Origin of the sequence: Paenarthrobacter sp. NPDC090517, from assembly GCF_044769165.1 — a bacterium.
Classification (GTDB): domain Bacteria; phylum Actinomycetota; class Actinomycetes; order Actinomycetales; family Micrococcaceae; genus Arthrobacter.
In genome coordinates this window covers 17,440-32,559 of sequence record NZ_JBIVXN010000008.1, presented here as the reverse complement: position 1 = coordinate 32,559, position 15,120 = coordinate 17,440, and the positions used below count along the sequence as shown (strand labels likewise).

19 protein-coding genes are annotated in these 15,120 nt (G+C 62.3%); 11 read left to right on the top strand and 8 right to left on the bottom strand.

Annotation, left to right across the window (positions count from 1 at the left end):
• Window positions 1-113: 113 nt before the first annotated feature.
• Complete coding sequence (gene pstS / locus ACIQTW_RS19555; protein ID WP_402940476.1) at window positions 114-1,235, bottom strand: phosphate ABC transporter substrate-binding protein PstS; 1,122 nt, start codon at window positions 1,233-1,235, stop codon at window positions 114-116.
• Between the two features lie 237 nt (window positions 1,236-1,472).
• Between pstS and ACIQTW_RS19550 the strand changes: the two genes are divergently transcribed.
• From ACIQTW_RS19550 to ACIQTW_RS19530, 5 genes are all read left to right on the top strand, one after another.
• Window positions 1,473-2,600, top strand: coding sequence for an aromatic acid exporter family protein (locus ACIQTW_RS19550; protein ID WP_402940473.1), 1,128 nt, complete (start codon window positions 1,473-1,475; stop codon window positions 2,598-2,600).
• Window positions 2,601-2,704: 104 nt separating this feature from the next.
• On the top strand, window positions 2,705-4,078 hold the full coding sequence (radA, locus tag ACIQTW_RS19545; RefSeq protein ID WP_402940470.1) for a DNA repair protein RadA: 1,374 nt from the start codon (window positions 2,705-2,707) through the stop codon (window positions 4,076-4,078).
• Between the two features lie 54 nt (window positions 4,079-4,132).
• The gene (locus tag ACIQTW_RS19540; RefSeq protein ID WP_091464578.1) at window positions 4,133-4,756 is read left to right on the top strand and encodes a Pr6Pr family membrane protein; all 624 of its coding nucleotides are present in this window, start codon (window positions 4,133-4,135) and stop codon (window positions 4,754-4,756) included.
• A gap of 288 nt (window positions 4,757-5,044) precedes the next feature.
• Window positions 5,045-6,121: a DNA integrity scanning diadenylate cyclase DisA gene (disA, locus tag ACIQTW_RS19535; protein ID WP_017197017.1), complete on the top strand. Its 1,077-nt coding sequence runs from the start codon at window positions 5,045-5,047 to the stop codon at window positions 6,119-6,121.
• A gap of 117 nt (window positions 6,122-6,238) precedes the next feature.
• Complete coding sequence (locus ACIQTW_RS19530; RefSeq protein ID WP_402940466.1) at window positions 6,239-7,240, top strand: GNAT family N-acetyltransferase; 1,002 nt, start codon at window positions 6,239-6,241, stop codon at window positions 7,238-7,240.
• A 12-nt stretch (window positions 7,241-7,252) separates the two neighbouring features.
• Here the strand turns inward: ACIQTW_RS19530 and ACIQTW_RS19525 are convergent, their stop codons facing one another.
• A complete protein-coding gene (locus ACIQTW_RS19525) occupies window positions 7,253-7,981 on the bottom strand; it encodes a hypothetical protein (protein WP_402940463.1) in 729 nt (242 codons plus the stop codon).
• 135 nt (window positions 7,982-8,116) lie between these two features.
• Between ACIQTW_RS19525 and ACIQTW_RS19520 the strand changes: the two genes are divergently transcribed.
• The 5 genes from ACIQTW_RS19520 (at window position 8,117) to ACIQTW_RS19500 (ending at window position 11,336) form a co-directional block, all read left to right on the top strand.
• Window positions 8,117-9,067: an A/G-specific adenine glycosylase gene (locus tag ACIQTW_RS19520; protein WP_402940461.1), complete on the top strand. Its 951-nt coding sequence runs from the start codon at window positions 8,117-8,119 to the stop codon at window positions 9,065-9,067.
• A gap of 113 nt (window positions 9,068-9,180) precedes the next feature.
• Window positions 9,181-9,663, top strand: a complete 483-nt coding sequence (locus ACIQTW_RS19515; RefSeq protein WP_402940458.1) for a hypothetical protein — start codon at window positions 9,181-9,183, stop codon at window positions 9,661-9,663.
• A gap of 28 nt (window positions 9,664-9,691) precedes the next feature.
• A complete protein-coding gene (locus ACIQTW_RS19510; RefSeq protein WP_402940455.1) occupies window positions 9,692-10,174 on the top strand; it encodes a MepB family protein in 483 nt (160 codons plus the stop codon).
• A 32-nt stretch (window positions 10,175-10,206) separates the two neighbouring features.
• Window positions 10,207-11,007 (top strand): SDR family NAD(P)-dependent oxidoreductase, encoded by an 801-nt coding sequence (locus tag ACIQTW_RS19505; RefSeq protein WP_402940452.1) that lies wholly within the window; start codon window positions 10,207-10,209, stop codon window positions 11,005-11,007.
• A 23-nt stretch (window positions 11,008-11,030) separates the two neighbouring features.
• The gene (locus tag ACIQTW_RS19500) at window positions 11,031-11,336 is read left to right on the top strand and encodes a hypothetical protein (RefSeq protein WP_402940449.1); all 306 of its coding nucleotides are present in this window, start codon (window positions 11,031-11,033) and stop codon (window positions 11,334-11,336) included.
• Between the two features lie 25 nt (window positions 11,337-11,361).
• Here ACIQTW_RS19500 and ACIQTW_RS19495 read toward each other — a convergent pair whose 3' ends face one another.
• The gene (locus ACIQTW_RS19495) at window positions 11,362-12,171 is read right to left on the bottom strand and encodes a helix-turn-helix domain-containing protein (RefSeq protein WP_402940446.1); all 810 of its coding nucleotides are present in this window, start codon (window positions 12,169-12,171) and stop codon (window positions 11,362-11,364) included.
• A gap of 77 nt (window positions 12,172-12,248) precedes the next feature.
• Between ACIQTW_RS19495 and ACIQTW_RS19490 the strand changes: the two genes are divergently transcribed.
• Window positions 12,249-12,761: a VOC family protein gene (locus tag ACIQTW_RS19490; RefSeq protein WP_402940443.1), complete on the top strand. Its 513-nt coding sequence runs from the start codon at window positions 12,249-12,251 to the stop codon at window positions 12,759-12,761.
• A 12-nt stretch (window positions 12,762-12,773) separates the two neighbouring features.
• Here ACIQTW_RS19490 and ACIQTW_RS19485 read toward each other — a convergent pair whose 3' ends face one another.
• The 5 genes from ACIQTW_RS19485 to dhaL all read right to left on the bottom strand — a co-directional run bounded on the left by ACIQTW_RS19485 (window position 12,774) and on the right by dhaL (window position 15,118).
• Entirely contained in the window at window positions 12,774-13,133 is a 360-nt protein-coding gene (locus tag ACIQTW_RS19485; RefSeq protein ID WP_402940440.1) for a VOC family protein, read from the bottom strand.
• Window positions 13,134-13,135: 2 nt separating this feature from the next.
• Entirely contained in the window at window positions 13,136-13,396 is a 261-nt protein-coding gene (locus tag ACIQTW_RS19480) for a DUF4235 domain-containing protein (RefSeq protein WP_402940437.1), read from the bottom strand.
• A 104-nt stretch (window positions 13,397-13,500) separates the two neighbouring features.
• Entirely contained in the window at window positions 13,501-13,677 is a 177-nt protein-coding gene (locus ACIQTW_RS19475; RefSeq protein ID WP_035760998.1) for a CsbD family protein, read from the bottom strand.
• A gap of 89 nt (window positions 13,678-13,766) precedes the next feature.
• Window positions 13,767-14,459: a dihydroxyacetone kinase phosphoryl donor subunit DhaM gene (gene dhaM / locus ACIQTW_RS19470; RefSeq protein ID WP_402940433.1), complete on the bottom strand. Its 693-nt coding sequence runs from the start codon at window positions 14,457-14,459 to the stop codon at window positions 13,767-13,769.
• Complete coding sequence (dhaL, locus tag ACIQTW_RS19465) at window positions 14,456-15,118, bottom strand: dihydroxyacetone kinase subunit DhaL (protein ID WP_402940431.1); 663 nt, start codon at window positions 15,116-15,118, stop codon at window positions 14,456-14,458. The genes dhaM and dhaL overlap by 4 nt, the downstream gene beginning before the upstream one ends.
• Between the last annotated feature and the right edge of the window lie 2 nt (window positions 15,119-15,120).

The following is a 15,120-nucleotide window of genomic DNA, read 5'->3' as shown; positions in this document are numbered from 1 at the left end:
GAACTGGTCTTACATGGCTAAGTTCCCTGCCCCGCGTGAGCGGCTTTGCGGCCACTCCGCGCGGGACAGGGAACTTCAGTGTTCAGCCGGGTTCAGCAACCCGCCGGGAAACCTTAGGCCTTGGCCTTGATGGTTTCGATAGCGGCCTTGGCCTTGTCCTGCAGCGTCTTGGAGAGCGGTGCGGACTTCGCGGCGTCAGCTGCGGTCTTCTGTCCTTCGTCGGAAACGACGTAGCTTTCGAAGCCCTTGACCAGGTCAGCAACTTCCTTGGTCTCGTAGGTGGTGCAGACAACGTGGTACGAGACGAGGACTACGGGGTAAGCGCCCGATGCGGTGGTCTTGCGGTCCAGCTTGATGGCGACATCGTTGGCGGCGCGGCCCTCAACAGGCTTGCCAGCTTCGACAGCCTTGGCAGCGGCTTCTGCGGAGATCTTGACGAACTCTTCGCCCACCTTGATGGAGGCGGTGCCCAGCTTGCCGGAAACAGCGGAGTCATCAGCGTAGGTCACGGCACCCGGGGTGTCGGTGACGGTCTTGACGACACCGGAGGTGCCCTTGGCGTTCTCACCGGCGAGGCTTGCGGGCCAGATGCCGGCAGCCTTGTCCGTCCAAACCTCGGGTGCAGCAGATGCGAGGTAGTCGGTGAAGTTGGTGGTGGTGCCGGAGTCATCGGAGCGGTTCACGGGGGTGACCTTGAGGTCCGGCAGGGTGACGCCTTCGTTGAGGGCGGCGATTGCGGGATCGTTCCAGTTGGCGATTTGGCCGCGGAAGATCTTGGCCACCGTGGTGGCGTCGAGCTTCAGGTCGGTGACGCCGGGAACGTTGAAGGCAACAGCGATCGGGGAGATGTACACCGGGATGTTGATGGCGCCTTCGGGGCCGCACTTGGCCTTGGAGCTCTCGAGCTCTTCGTCTTTCAGGTAGGCGTCGGAGCCGGCGAACTGTGCCGAGCCGTCGATGATGGCCTTGCGGCCTGCGCCGGAACCATCCGGGGAGTACTGAACAGTTGCGCCGGAGTTCGCGGCGGAGAAGCCGGCCTTCCAGGCGTCCATGGCTGCGCCGGTGGAGGAAGCGCCAATGCCGGTCAGGGTGCCGGTGACCTTGGGGCCGGAGGCTGCCGACTGGGTGCCGCCAGTGGTGCCCGTTGCGTTGTCTGAACCGCAAGCAGTGAGCGCGAGAGCGCCGGCTGCGATGACCGCGATTGCCGCGTTGCGGCCGAAGTGAGTTGCCTTCACTTGGATGTGCCCCTTCCAGGGATTCTTCGATGCGGGCCGAACGGAGATTTCGGCGTGCGCGAGCTGTGGACCTTTTTGTTCCTTTACTGAAGGTAAGGAGCGCAGGTAACGGGATCTGCGGTGAAAGGTGAACGGAAGGTGAACGACGGCGGACCATTGGGTTATGTGGCGCGTGCCACCTTGAGCGGCACCTGGCTTGCGGTAGTTGAGAGGGGTTGGGCAAATAGACTGGAAGGCATGGCTGCCGCGAAGGGATTTTCTGCAAGCAAGAGGTTCCTGCGCGCCAGAGTCCGCACGGGCCTGGTCCGCAGCCGCAATTCCCTGACGCCGGCCATTCAGATGACGGTGTGCGCCGTTGGTGCCTACGCTTTCGCTGAATACGTACTGGGACACCAAGGACCCCTGTTCGCGGCTACTTCTTCGTTGATTGCCCTTGGCTTCTCCCGCGATCCGCGGCTGCGTCGCGTGATCGAGGTTGGCCTTGGCTGCACGCTGGGGATCGTGGTTGGTGACCTGCTGCTTCACTGGCTGGGCGCCGGGATCTGGCAGGCCGCCGTCGTGCTTCTTTTCTCTATCCTGCTGGCCCGGTTCCTGGACAGCGGCACGATTTTCACAACCCAGCTGGGGCTGCAGTCGTTGCTGGTGGTGCTGCTCCCGGCGCCGGCCGGCGGGCCTTTTACGCGAAGCCTCGACGCCGTCATTGGCGGCGTTTTCGCGCTGCTGGTGACCATCCTGGTGCCGAAGGATCCGCGGCGGGAGCCCCGGAAGGACGTCCAAAAGATCCTTCATGAGCTCGCGGAGGTGCTGCGTGAGTGTGCCAAGGCGATGATTGAGAGCGACTCCACCACGGCTTGGCACGCCCTGATCCGTGGCCGGAACTGCCAGCCATTGGTTGACCGGATGCGCCAGACTTTGCGGGCTTCGGGTGAGGTTGCCACCTTGGCTCCAGCCCATCGCAGGCATCGCGACGAACTCGCCAGCCTGGAGCATTCACTGGAATACATCGACCTCGCGCTCCGTAACAGCCGGGTGTTCGCCCGGCGCCTCACCAGCGCAATCAACCATGCAGCGTTGTCCGACGAAGCGATCGAAAGCATCTCCGATGTCCTTCAGGAAACTGCGGCCGCGATTGATGAGATGACCATTGGATTGTCCGAGCAAAGTGAGGGTACCCGCCGCGTGCATCTCCGCCGTGCCCGGAACGATCTTTCAGATATCGCGGCCCGGCTGCATCCCAAGATGCTGGACGTCCAGAGGCTCGAGGGCGAAACCGTAGTCATGCTGTTCCGGCCGCTCATGGTCGATCTGCTGGAAGCAAGCGGCATGGAACCGGACGAGGCCCGGGCGGTGCTCCCGGCGCTGTAACTTGTGCCGGGGTGGCATTTGATGACAATGCCGCGGCCCGACACCGTCAGTAAGTGCCGTCTCGGCGGCTAATACTGTCGGTGCCCGCCACTACGCTTGAACGCATGGCTTCCAAGACCTCCCGAGCATCCAAAACACCCGCCTACAAGTGCGCCGAATGCGGCTGGACCGCCATCAAGTGGGTAGGCCGTTGCGGTGAGTGCCAGGCCTGGGGAACCGTGGAGGAGTACGGCGCCACAGTAGCGCGTACGACGGCGGCCGCTACCGTTTTGGAGCCCGCCCGCCGTATCGCTGAGGTGGATGGGACCACCGCCGCGTTCCTGGCCACGGGCGTGGACGAACTCGACCGCGTTCTGGGCGGAGGGCTCGTTCCGGGTGCCGTCATCCTGCTGGCGGGGGAACCCGGCGTAGGAAAGTCCACTCTGCTGTTGGACGTCGCGGCGAAGTTCGCCCGCACGGGGCAGGACGTCCTCTACATCACGGGTGAGGAATCCGCGGCCCAGGTGAAGCTGCGCGCCGAGCGAATTGACGCGGTCGCCCATACTCTTTATCTGTCCGCCGAAACCGACCTCGGGCAGGCCCTGGGCCAAGTGGAGAAGCTCGAACCCAAGCTGCTGATTGTGGACTCAGTGCAGACCCTGAGCAGTGCGGACGTGGAGGGCAGCGCCGGCGGCGTCTCCCAGGTACGCGAGGTTGCGGCGTCGATCATCTCTGCGGCCAAGCGACGCAACATGACAACGCTGCTGGTAGGCCACGTAACCAAGGAAGGCACCATCGCAGGGCCTCGCTTACTGGAACACCTGGTGGATGTCGTGTGCCAGTTCGAGGGCGAGCGCCATTCCCGTCTGAGGCTGCTCCGGGCTGTGAAAAACCGCTACGGGGCTACGGACGACGTCGGATGCTTTGATCTCAATGAGGCCGGCATCGAGGGGTTGGCCGATCCGAGCGGGCTGTTCGTTTCGCGGACCCGTGAGCCGGTCTCCGGAACCTGCATCACGGTGACCATGGAGGGTCGCAGGCCGCTGCTGGCGGAGGTTCAGTCCCTTCTCGCTGAGAGCGCCAATTCCCAGCCCCGCCGTGCCACCAGCGGGCTGGAAAGCTCCAGGGTTGCCATGTTGCTGGCAGTGCTTCAGCAGCGTGCCGGCTGCATGCTTCATAAGGATGATTCCTACGTGGCAACTGTGGGTGGCGTGAAGCTGACGGAGCCGGCCACGGACCTGGCTGTTGCCTTGGCGGTCGCATCGGCGAAGTCTCGCAAGGCACTCCCCCAACGGCTCATTGCGTTCGGCGAGGTGGGCTTGGCTGGCGAAGTACGTCCCGTGCCAGGGATTAACCAGCGCATCCAGGAAGCTCACCGTCTCGGGTTCACGCACGCTATTGTTCCGGCCAGCCCGGCAGGTGCCGGGGTTATCCCTGATGGCTTCTCAGTGCGTGAAGTAGGGCACCTGGCCGAGGCGCTGGAACTGTTGATCACGTAATCACGCCGGGGTGTCGGAGCCTCCTGAGCTGGGTGTTCGGCGAGGATGAGAGGCATGACCAAACGGAATGTGCTTATCGGGGGACGCTTTTTCTTTGGCCTTCTGACCTTGGTGGCGGTGGGAACGCAGCTGACGGTTCATCTGGGCATGGGCTATGACCTCTGGAACTTCTTCAGTTACTTCACCAACCTGTCCAACATTTTCGCTGCCCTTGTGCTGCTGATCAGTGGCTATCGTGTGCTGATCCGAAAGCGGCCCAGCGAGATCGATGACGTTACTCGAGGCACTGCCACCATTGCCATGGCCGTTGTCGGGCTGGTGTTTGGTGCACTACTGGCCGGTGAGGACCTCGGATCCCTGCTCCCCTGGGTCAACTTCGTGGTCCACTACCTGATCCCTGTGGTGATGGTGGCGGACTGGCTGTTCCAACCGCCCAGGGCCACCCTCCGTCCCAAGCACATCTGGTACTGGCTGCTCTATCCCATCGGCTACTTGGTCTACAGCCTCATACGCGGAGCATTCGTCAATTGGTACCCGTATTGGTTCATCGATCCCGCCCGTGCTGGTGGCTGGGGCGGCGTGGTGGTGTTTGCCGTAGCCATTTCGGTTGGTTTCCTCGTGGTGAGCCTGGCGATGCTGTGGCTGGGGAACAAGCTCAAGCGGCAGGTGGATTACTAGGCGATCTTTCTCCGGGAACGGTGGAATAAGTACAGCAACTGGCCATATTCGCCCATGTCAGCAGACAAACTTCGGGAAAGTGCACCTGTCGGACAGCCCGGAAAATGCACCTTGCGGGCATCACCGAACATAACGAAATGACCCACTTTGGGGCTTACTGGTGCGGTTAACGGCGCCCGGAAGCCCTATCATTGTGCTTGTCGTCATGTGGGCATTTTTGGTAGCGCGCATTGACGCCTGATTCAGCTTGTCTGTGAGCCATGGCTTGCACCTTCGAAGGGAAACCCTATGGCCCGGAGTCCGGAAGAGTCGCTCAAGGCGACCTTGGCCAGAGTCGCACCCGGAACTCCTTTGCGCGATGGCCTGGAACGCATCCTTCGTGGACGCACCGGCGCCTTGATCGTTCTGGGCTACGATCGCACCATCGATTCCATCTGTTCGGGCGGATTCGACATCGGAATCGACTTCTCCCCAACACGCCTCCGGGAGTTGGCCAAGATGGACGGCGCCATCATTTGCGACAAGGACGCCAGCAACATTGTCCGTGCTGCAGTCCAACTGGTCCCCGATTCAAGCATTGAAACCCAGGAATCCGGCACCAGGCACCGCACTGCCGAACGCGTCGCGATCCAGACGGGCGTCCCCGTTATTTCCGTCAGCCAGTCCATGCAAATCATCGCGCTCTACGTGAACGGCCTGCGCCACGTCCTCGAGGGCTCCGAAAAGGTCCTCGCCCGCGCCAACCAGGCCCTCGCAACCTTGGAACGGTACAGCGCCCGCCTGGACCAGGTCACCAGTTCCCTTTCGGCACTGGAGATAGAGGCGCTTGTAACGGTCAGGGATGTTGCCGTCACGCTGCAGCGCCAGGAAATGGTCCGGCGCATCTCCGAGGAAATCGCCCAGTATGTCTTGGAACTGGGTGAAGACGGACGCCTGTTGTCCCTCCAGGTTGAAGAACTCACCGTGGGACGTGGCCCCGGCAGCGATGTCATCATCCGGGACTACTCCGATCCCAACGCTACGCCCGAGGAAATCGAGGAAGCCGTCCAGGCCCTCCTCAATCTGGGCCCCACGGAACTGATTGATCTCAGCCGCATTGCCCACATCATCGGCTTTGCGGGTGGAGTGGAGCAGCTGGACGCCGTGGTGCAGCCACGGGGCTACCGTCTGCTGTCCGGCTTGAAGTCCGTGCCGAAGGCGGTAGCTGACCGTTTGGTGGACTACTTCGGCGGGCTCCAGAACCTCATGGCGGCCACGATCGACGACCTCATGACCGTGGACGGCATCGGCGATCAGCGCGCCCGCACAGTCCGCGAGGGCCTGAGCCGCATGGCCGAGGCGAGCCTCCTGGACCGCTTCCTCTAGAATGGGTTGAGTCGGACTCAGCCGATTCACTTGTTTTATCCCCGGAACACAACTCTGCCCAAACTCGTTTTGGGCCCACATGTCATGCCCTCCGGGGCAGTTCAGGGATAAATCAGTATGGACTTCTACGCTTCCGACGCTTTCCTCACGGGCCTGGCCCGCGACTTCTACCGAGCCAAAAGCACTGAACTAAACACTTACGCACTCCAGGGAAGTACGGCCCAGGTCCGGCTTGCTGAGATCAACGGAAAAAGAGTGGCCCACAGCGGCCCCTTCTACGACTACGTGAAGCCCTTGGCCAACGGTGCACCGACCACTGGGCCAGCCGCAACTGTGAAGTACCTGCCCAAGCTGGTCACGTCCGTCATCGAACTGCCGGATGAGGATCCCACCTCAGTGGTTCCCGCGACCCCCTTGGACCCGGCTCCGCTGGTCATGTGGGGAAAATTCGAAACGTGGGAGTCTTATCAAACCCTCATTCGGAAACGAAGCAAGAGCTTGCTGAGAACGCAGCGGCAACGGCTCCGGAAGCTAACTGAACAGTTTGGCGAGCCTGAATTTGTTTTCGACAATACGGATATCGCGGCTCTCAACACCTGCATTGAATGGAAGATCCAGCAGTACAAGGGCGGACACGAAACGCTGGAAAGCGCTGAAGCCGTGGCCATGCTCCGGCGGCTCTTCGAGGACCGCCACCTGATCCTGTCCACGTTGAAAGTGAATGATGAATACGTCGGCTTCCATGCCGGGTTTATCTGGCAGGACGAATACCTGGCACTCATTCCGGCCTACAGCCCGGCCTTCGCAAAGCACGGAATCGGCAAGGAAATGCTCTTGCGCGTCATGAAGCACAGCTTTGATGCGGGACATAAAAGTTTCGATTTCCTGCAGGGCGCCGAGACCTACAAATGGGAGTTCGCCACCCATGTCCAGATTATTGAAAGCCACGGCATACCGCCACTGATCAATCGCCTGAAAACCACCGCGGAGAGAACGGTCAAGCAGGGACTCGTTTCACTGTCACCGGAGCTGTTCTACCGGGTCAAACGCATTGTTCTGGAAGGACGCCGTGTTGTGGCGAATATCCGCGGCGCCGGTAAGGGACCGGGCAAAGGTTAATCCCGCCAAAGATTAATTCAGCTGGAAGGCAACCTTGGCACTCGACTTGTTCCCGAGGCGCGCTTCAAATGTGTAGTAAGCGCCGCCTGCGCCCGGCTTGGCGGTGATCGCAGCGCAACCTTCCAGCGTCCGGTTGCGCTGCCATGGGAAGTTTGCGGTCTCGCTCTTACCGGGTTGGATGGTCTTGATCAGGTCCTCGCCGCCCGTCTGGCAGTCCTTTGACGAGAAGATGCGGTCCGAGCCGCTCATCAGCAGGTACTCCATCTGGGAGGTGCCCACGTTGACCTCGCACGGAGCGGTGCCGCCGTTGGTGATGGTCATGGTCAGCAGCGGCTTCTCCTCCGGGCCGTAAGCGGGCTTATCGGTCTTGGCGGCTACGGTCATCAGGTTGAAATCGCAGACAGGCGTGGGCGGGGCCGAAGGCGAAGGCGCCGCTGTTCCTGTCGGCGCAGTCCCCTGCGTCGGTGCCGTTGAGGCGTCAGGCGTGCTGACTGCCTGCGGTTCCGGGTTCCCGACGAGCGCCCCTGTGAGCGCGATGACTCCGCCAACGATCAAAGCGATGACCAACAGCAGGGCGCCAAAAACCACCTGCCGACGACGGCGATAAACGGCAGGACTCGGTCGGCGCCTGTTCACTGATGTACTTTTGCCCCGCGTACCGGCGCTGGATGAGCCACGGGCAGCACCCTTCGCCGGCGCTGATGCGCGCGCGGTCGACTGCTGCTTACCCTTGTTGGCCATGGTTCTAGGCTAGGCTCGCGGTCGCGTGGGCACCTAACCTCCACGCCGCAGGGGTCCAATCCCGGCCTGTGTGACATCGGCCATGAGCACTGGCAAGGACGGCGACCCCGGTATTCCATTACAGTGGATGGCAGCATGACACTTCCCGATTCAGGCCAGCTGGCAGGCCTCCACCAAGCCCTTAACCAGTGGTTCTCCGAGACAGCCCGCGACCTTCCGTGGCGCGAGCCCGAATGCAGCCCGTGGGGCATTCTGGTCAGCGAAGTGATGCTTCAACAGACACCCGTTGTGCGGGTGCTCCCCGTGTGGCTGGACTGGATGGAACGATGGCCCACGCCCGACCACCTTGCCGACGAGCCATCGGGCGCTGCCGTCCGCCATTGGGGTCGCCTCGGCTACCCACGCCGGGCCCTGCGACTCCACGCGGCCGCCGTCGCAATACGGGACCATCACGACGGCCACGTCCCTGATAATTACGTTGAACTTCTGGGGTTGCCGGGGGTCGGCAACTACACGGCGGCCGCCGTCGCAGCTTTTGCTTTCGGGCGCCGCGAAACCGTGGTGGACACCAACATCCGGCGCGTGCACGCGCGGCTCATCTCCGGAAGTGCTCTTCCCGCTCCTGCCTTGACCGCCGGCGAAATGCGACTGGCCGACGCCCTCCTGCCCGAGGACAGGGAGTTATCCGTACGTTGGAACGCGTCTGTCATGGAACTCGGGGCCATGGTCTGCACGGCCCGCAGCCCCAAGTGCGCTGACTGTCCTGTTCGCTCCAGTTGCGCTTGGCTCGCGGCCGGTGAGCCGCCGCCGTCGTACACCCCGAAGGGCCAGTCCTGGCACGGCACGGACCGCCAAGTACGCGGCGCCGTGATGGCCGTCCTCCGAGAAGCCGCCGCACCCGTCCCCCGCGAGATGTTTGAGCAGGCGCCGGCCGACCTGGGGTTTGCTCCCTCAGGTGTCGGAATTCCGCTCGCCGCATTGCATCGGCTCAACTCGGCGCCCGAGCAACTGGAGCGGGCACTTGCAGGTCTGTTGGTGGACGGTCTGGCAGAAATGCACGACGGCGGTCTGCGGCTTCCGGCGTAACGCTGGTCAGCTGCGGTATCTGTTCGGCAACGGGACCGGGAGGGGAGTAACGATGCAACTGCCTCTTTGGCAGACGCTGGAGACAGTTGCTGCGCCCGGTCCTACTCTGAAGCATGGGCAGAATCGGATTGGCCTTGACCCTTGCCGGGACCGCGGCGCTGCTTCCCGGTTGCTTCGCTGAACCTGTGGCCTGCCCGGCGATCGGGCACGTGGCGGGCGTTTCCTTGACCGTCGCTGCAAACTACGCAGACGACGTTGCTTCGCTTCGGTTGAAGGCGTGCCAGGACGGCATCTGCACAGACAAGGACCTTATCCTGCACCCCGGGGCGACCGCCGTGGACCAGGGTTGCACACCGGATGGCGTGTGCTCCGCGACGTCCTCGCCCGACGGGACGCTTCAGGGTTTCCTCGAGCTTCCTGCCCTCAGTGAAAGCCCGATTGAGGCGACCGTGACGGGCGCTTCCCTTTCTGGAACCGCGCTGCCGGAAAGCACACGGACCTTCACTCCGAAGGGCGATTATCCGTTCGGTGAGCAGTGTGGGCGGGTGACTATTGCTGCCCTGGCGCTGGATGCAGACGGGTTGCGGCAGCTGTAAGCCTGGAAACGCGTCCTAGGATGGGAGCGTGCCTGCCAAAGATATCCATCCCGACGTAGCCGAGGCATTGCAGGTTCTGAGTCAATTCTCCGGGCAGTATTCACCAGCTGTGCCCGAGCCCGACAATCATGAATATGGCGCGGCCGTCGCGAGCCGAGGGCAGGAACGGATCCGGTTCCGCGTCGGCAAGCTCACGCCTACGAAAGCAGGCCTCTTCGTAGCGGTATGGCGCCGCGCCCAGGATGGCTCCACAGAGCCTTTCCCCGCAGAAGATGGCACCGGGCTATTGGTGGTGACAGTGAGGGAAGGGAACAACATGGGCCACTTTTCCTTTCCCACGTCGGCGCTGGTCAAGCACGGGATCGTTTCCGTGAAAGGCTCCGGCGGAAAGCGCGGCTTCCGGGTCTATCCGCCATGGTCAGAAGTGAGCAACCGGCAGGCCACAAAAACCCGGCAATGGCAGAGCAGCTATTTCACCCAGGGTAGTGCCACATCGGAAAATACTAAGTAACCTGTCTGTACCGCAATCCGAAAGGAATGACCATGACGACTAACGACCGGCCGCTGGCTCTGGTCACCGGCGCTTCAAGCGGCATCGGGTTCGAACTGGCAAGGCAGTTCCTCAGCAACGGATTCGACACCGTCATCGTCGCGGAAAACAACAAGATCCACACGGCCGCAGAGGAGCTCAAGGGGCTAGGCGGGGAGGTGTACGCGGAACAGCTTGACCTCACTGACATGCAAGGCATGAGCCGTTTGCACACCGCAGTCACCGCCTTGGGCCGGCCACTGGAAGCAGTCGCCATCAACGCCGGCATCGGAGTGGGCGGACCCTTCGTGGAAACTGACCTCGAAGCAGAACTCAAGACGATCGACCTGAACGTCACGTCCACGGTTGTCATCGCCAAATGGGTCGCGTCGGACATGGTTCAGCGCAACAAGGGCAAAATCCTGTTCACATCCTCGGTCATCTCCCGCGCTCCGGCACCCTTCCAAGCCATTTACGGCGCATCCAAAGCGTTTGTGCAGTCCTTTGGCCAGGCACTGCGCAACGAACTGAAGGGCACTGGAGTCACTGTCACCACGCTTCTGCCCGGTCCAACAGAGACAGACTTCTTTGAACGGGCCGACCTGCTTGATACCAAGGTGGGGACGGACGACAAAGATGACCCGGCGTTGGTCGCGAAACAGGGATTCAAGGCCCTGATGGAAGGCGACGGCAACGTACTGGGCGGCTCCCTCAAGTCCCGCATCATGGGCCTGGGCAGCAATGTCATGCCGGACGCTCCGGGGGCGGCATTCAACCGCAAGTTGAGCGAGCCAGGATCCGGAAAAGACAAGTGAGAACCAGAACAGAAGGAGTAGCCATGTCCAACCCCAATGAAGAACAGAACACCACCGGCGAAGCCGTCGAAGACGTCATCGTTCCGCAGGACGACGCCTTGCCGAATCCCGACCGTTCCGGCCACGGCAAGATGCCTGAAGACATCGACGACGACGTTTATGAGAAGGCCGCGGAGCAGGAACGCGTCGCTGCCGGCCTCGCTGACTACGCTCCCAGCGACGTCCCCGACGCTACCGAGCCCCTTCCTCCGGAGGCCTCCGAAGAGGCGGACCTGGCACAGCGCGGACTTCTGAACACCTCAGACGACGACTCTGAAAAGGACAGCTGACGGACTCGCGCCCCCAACGTGTGAGTCACCCGGGTGTTGTACCGAACGACTTCCGGTAGCCACTTGGCGTGAAGCCAAGGTACTTCCGGAAGTCGTTCGTCAGGTGCGCATGGTCTGCATAACCAAGTTCGACGGCGATCGCGGCAAGGTCCGCTGTTGGGTCGGAGCGTGTACGCTCAGCCGCATCCTGCAATCTTCGACGCCGGATCAGCGCGGAGGGACTCAGCCCCACGTACTTTCCGGCAATTCTCTGCAGGGTTCTCGGCGACACGGCAAGACGGGATGCCACGTCCTCGATCAGGAGCACGTCGGGCTCGGAAGCAATCACATCCATCATCCGGTTCGCGAGCAAGGCCTCCTCGGATGCTTCACAGTCAAGGGAAACCAGCCACGCAACAAAGGCTTCCACTGCCCCCTCCCGGCGAGCGCCGCCGTCGTGATTGCCACCTGCAGACGCGGCCATGGCTGCCGACACGGCTCCGTGGAGGTCCGCCAGCGCCAATGCCACTTCCTGATCGCGGAGAGCTCCGGGGTTGTCCGTGAACAGCGGCACCGCTGCAGGGCGGAGGAGAGCGCCAACAGCCCAACCCTGGCCGGTCAGGTCGCGGTACGCCGCCCGGGTAGTGGGCCCGGAGAACTCGACGGCGTTGCCCTGCACCACCAGATTGGAGGTGGGGTAGGCGATCACATGCTGCCGGGATGATCGGCCGGGCTCGATGTTCCACTCCGGAATCCAGAACCACTGCACCAGGTCAGCGACGGAAGCCGGGGCCGGAAAGCGGTGAAAGGTGGGCAGTCTCGCCGGATACAGGATGCCCTTGAACGAACCCTCCATTGGACCCTTTCCGAGCGGATCAAAGCTGTCGCAAATCTCCAAGCGCAGCCGGACAGAAAGCCCGTAGCGTCATAACCATGACAGATACTACAAGCACAGAGTCCACCACGGCAGCCCACGGCGAATACACCACCCATGGCATCCCGATCGGTCTGACCAGCCTGACGCCGTTCCTTGCTGTGCCCAACGCCAAGGAAGCCATCGCGTTCTACCGTGACGTGTTTGGAGCCCGGGTGGTAGGCAAAACCGAAATGGGAGGGCTAGTGGTCCATGCCGAACTCGACTTCGGTAACGGCCACCTCCAACTGGGCGAGCCCAACCCGGAGTTCCATTTGGTCCCGGCGCCAAGCGGAGAGGACGACTGCTATTCCCTTGGCCTCTACTGCCCGGACGCAGACGGACTCGTCAGGAAAGCAGAGCAAGCCGGGGCCACTATCCGCGAGCCTTTGTCCACGTTCGTCTCAGGGGACCGCTACGCAAGCATCCGCGATCCCTTCGGTGTTCGCTGGTCCATCATGACCCGCGTTGAGGACCTCTCGGAAGAAGAGAGCAACCGCCGCGTGGATGAGTGGGCGGCACAGCAGGGCTAGTCCCCTGATGCCTTAGCTCAGGCAGAGGCAGAACGGGTGCCCGGCAGGATCAAGAAACACCCTGAACGTGTCGCCTGGCTGATGGTCGGCCTTGGTCGCCCCCAGGGAGAGCGCAACTTCCTCACCCTTGTCCAAGTCCTCCACGATCATGTCCAGGTGCATCTGCTGGGGGATGGTCTGGCCGGGCCATTTTGGAGGTTGGTACACCTCCACTTGCTGGAAGGAGATGCAGTTGCTGCCGTCGCTGGGACGGATATCGAACCAGTCACCTTTGTCCTCGATTTCCCAGCCGAAAAGCTCGCCGTAGAAAGCGGCTAATGCAGCTGCGTCGGGACAATCGATGACAACACTCGGGAATTTAGCTATAGCCATTGTTAAACCTCGTCTGCCGTCTTCTTCATGCGGGCCAGGGCGCTCTTGGTGCCCCGCTGGGTGAGAACGTGAACAATGGCGCCAACACCTGCGGAAACAACCGCGAAGACAAGGACGCCGGGCAGGGAGTCGTTGAGATCCGTCCCGTCCTTGGGGGCGGGCTTACCGGTCCTCTTCTCCCAGAGGCCTTCCAGCGTCTTGTTTGCGAGCGTGCCAGCCCCGAGGCTGACTGCAAGGCCGAAAAGTTTCACCAGTATGTTCACGAAGTTCCTCCATCAGATAGCACGCCGCCCAGCGACGTCTCACACATCAATCGCCTCAAAGACAAGGCAGGGCCGCTGCATTTGCAGCGGCCCTGCCTGGATTCTTAGTCCTTCTTGAAAGCGTCCTTCAGCTTCTCGCCGGCACCCTTAAGGTCGGCCTTCGTCTGGTCGCCCTTGCCTTCGGCTTCCAGGCGCTCGTTGTCCGTCAGCTTTCCGGCGGCTTCCTTAGCCTTGCCACCGAGCTTCTCGCCAGCGTTCTCCATCTTGTCGTCAGCACCCATGTGTCGCACCTCTTCCTTGTAGTGAACCTGTACCTCTACAACATCACTAATCAGTGTACTTAGCAATATTTGGGAGAAAATCTCCCGGGCTAGAGCTCCCCGAACCCTTCCTCCACAAGCCGCCCCACGTACTCAACCGCCTTCAACGAATCCTTTCCGCGGGCTTCGACCCGCAGGGTGGAACCCTTACCCGCGGCGAGCGCCATAAGCGCCATGATGGACATGCCGTCTACGCCGTTCACGGTCACCTCCGCGTCCAGCCCGGATAGGCCCCCGGCGATCTTGGCCGCAGGGCGGGCATGCATTCCGAGGGGGTTGATGAGTTCGAAGTCACCGCTTGCGTCCGGTTCATCCTTGTCGTCGGGGATCTCCGGACCCCCCACTCCCGCGGGCACGTTACCAAAAGCCACAGCCTCTGCGGCCTTGCAGACATCCTCGACGCCGGCACCTCCTTGAGCGGCGACGGCTGCGGCCACGAGCCCCTCAACCAGCGGCGCATCAGCAAGGAGCACAGCGCCAGGATCGCTGGCGAACTCCATCGCAGACTCGGCCGTCATTACGGCCGAACCAAGATCGGTCAGCACCACCACGCCATCGCCCCCGGAATCAACCAATGACTGTTCGACGGCGGCAAGCACCTTCTCCAGGCTGGTTCCGATTCGCTCGTCCTCAGTTCCCCCTGCGGCGACCAGTTCGACGTCGGGAGCCATCTGCGCGGCAAGTTCCACCGCTCCTTCAGCGATCTTGCTGCTGTGCGATACAACCACTATCCCCACTGTCATACGGCATCGGTTCCCGTGTCACCGGTGGAGCCTGCAGCTGCAGCTGCCGCCGCACGTAGGAGGAGGGCCGTTGAAGCGGCGCCAGGGTCGCGATGCCCTGCACTGCGCTCCCCCAGGTAGCTGGCCCGGCCTTTGCGTGCCACCAATGGATCCGTGGCCATGGCACCGGTCTCGGCGGCTTCTGCTGCCGCTTCCAACACACCAACGGGGTCCGAGCCGCCCTCCGCAGCTTTTTGGGCTGCCTCAACCGCAGGCGTCCAAGCATCGATCATCGTCTTATCGCCGAGCTCGGCCTTACCCCTGGCCACCACTCCATCCCGGGCGGCTGCAAGGGCAGTAGCCAGCGCCTCTGCATCAATATCGCTGCTGTCCCCCAAAGAGGTAGCCGCCCGTAGATATGCCGTGCCGTAAAGTGGTCCCGCAGCCCCGCCCACCTTGGACATGAGCGCCATCGCCGCAGCCTTCAATGCTGCTCCCGGAGTTTCAGGCGGGGTCTCATCGAGCTTCTGCAGCACTGCTTGGAAGCCTCGGTCCATGTTCTCACCGTGGTCCGAGTCGCCGATGGCACGGTCCAACTCAATCAGTTCCACCCGGTGCTCGGCCATGGCTTTTGCGGAGAGCTTCAGCCAATCAACAGCCCAATCAACGTCCAACCCCATGC

Coding starts and splice junctions, on each gene's coding strand:
- ACIQTW_RS19550 (WP_402940473.1), top strand. CDS start 1,473: ATGGCTGCCGCGAAGGGATTTTCTGCAAGCAAGAGGTTCCTGCGCGCC.
- radA (WP_402940470.1), top strand. CDS start 2,705: ATGGCTTCCAAGACCTCCCGAGCATCCAAAACACCCGCCTACAAGTGC.
- ACIQTW_RS19540 (WP_091464578.1), top strand. CDS start 4,133: ATGACCAAACGGAATGTGCTTATCGGGGGACGCTTTTTCTTTGGCCTT.
- disA (WP_017197017.1), top strand. CDS start 5,045: ATGGCCCGGAGTCCGGAAGAGTCGCTCAAGGCGACCTTGGCCAGAGTC.
- ACIQTW_RS19530 (WP_402940466.1), top strand. CDS start 6,239: ATGGACTTCTACGCTTCCGACGCTTTCCTCACGGGCCTGGCCCGCGAC.
- ACIQTW_RS19525 (WP_402940463.1), bottom strand. CDS start 7,981: ATGGCCAACAAGGGTAAGCAGCAGTCGACCGCGCGCGCATCAGCGCCG.
- ACIQTW_RS19520 (WP_402940461.1), top strand. CDS start 8,117: ATGACACTTCCCGATTCAGGCCAGCTGGCAGGCCTCCACCAAGCCCTT.
- ACIQTW_RS19515 (WP_402940458.1), top strand. CDS start 9,181: ATGGGCAGAATCGGATTGGCCTTGACCCTTGCCGGGACCGCGGCGCTG.
- ACIQTW_RS19505 (WP_402940452.1), top strand. CDS start 10,207: ATGACGACTAACGACCGGCCGCTGGCTCTGGTCACCGGCGCTTCAAGC.
- ACIQTW_RS19500 (WP_402940449.1), top strand. CDS start 11,031: ATGTCCAACCCCAATGAAGAACAGAACACCACCGGCGAAGCCGTCGAA.
- ACIQTW_RS19495 (WP_402940446.1), bottom strand. CDS start 12,171: ATGGAGGGTTCGTTCAAGGGCATCCTGTATCCGGCGAGACTGCCCACC.
- ACIQTW_RS19490 (WP_402940443.1), top strand. CDS start 12,249: ATGACAGATACTACAAGCACAGAGTCCACCACGGCAGCCCACGGCGAA.
- ACIQTW_RS19485 (WP_402940440.1), bottom strand. CDS start 13,133: ATGGCTATAGCTAAATTCCCGAGTGTTGTCATCGATTGTCCCGACGCA.
- ACIQTW_RS19475 (WP_035760998.1), bottom strand. CDS start 13,677: ATGGGTGCTGACGACAAGATGGAGAACGCTGGCGAGAAGCTCGGTGGC.
- dhaM (WP_402940433.1), bottom strand. CDS start 14,459: ATGACAGTGGGGATAGTGGTTGTATCGCACAGCAGCAAGATCGCTGAA.
- dhaL (WP_402940431.1), bottom strand. CDS start 15,118: ATGGGGTTGGACGTTGATTGGGCTGTTGATTGGCTGAAGCTCTCCGCA.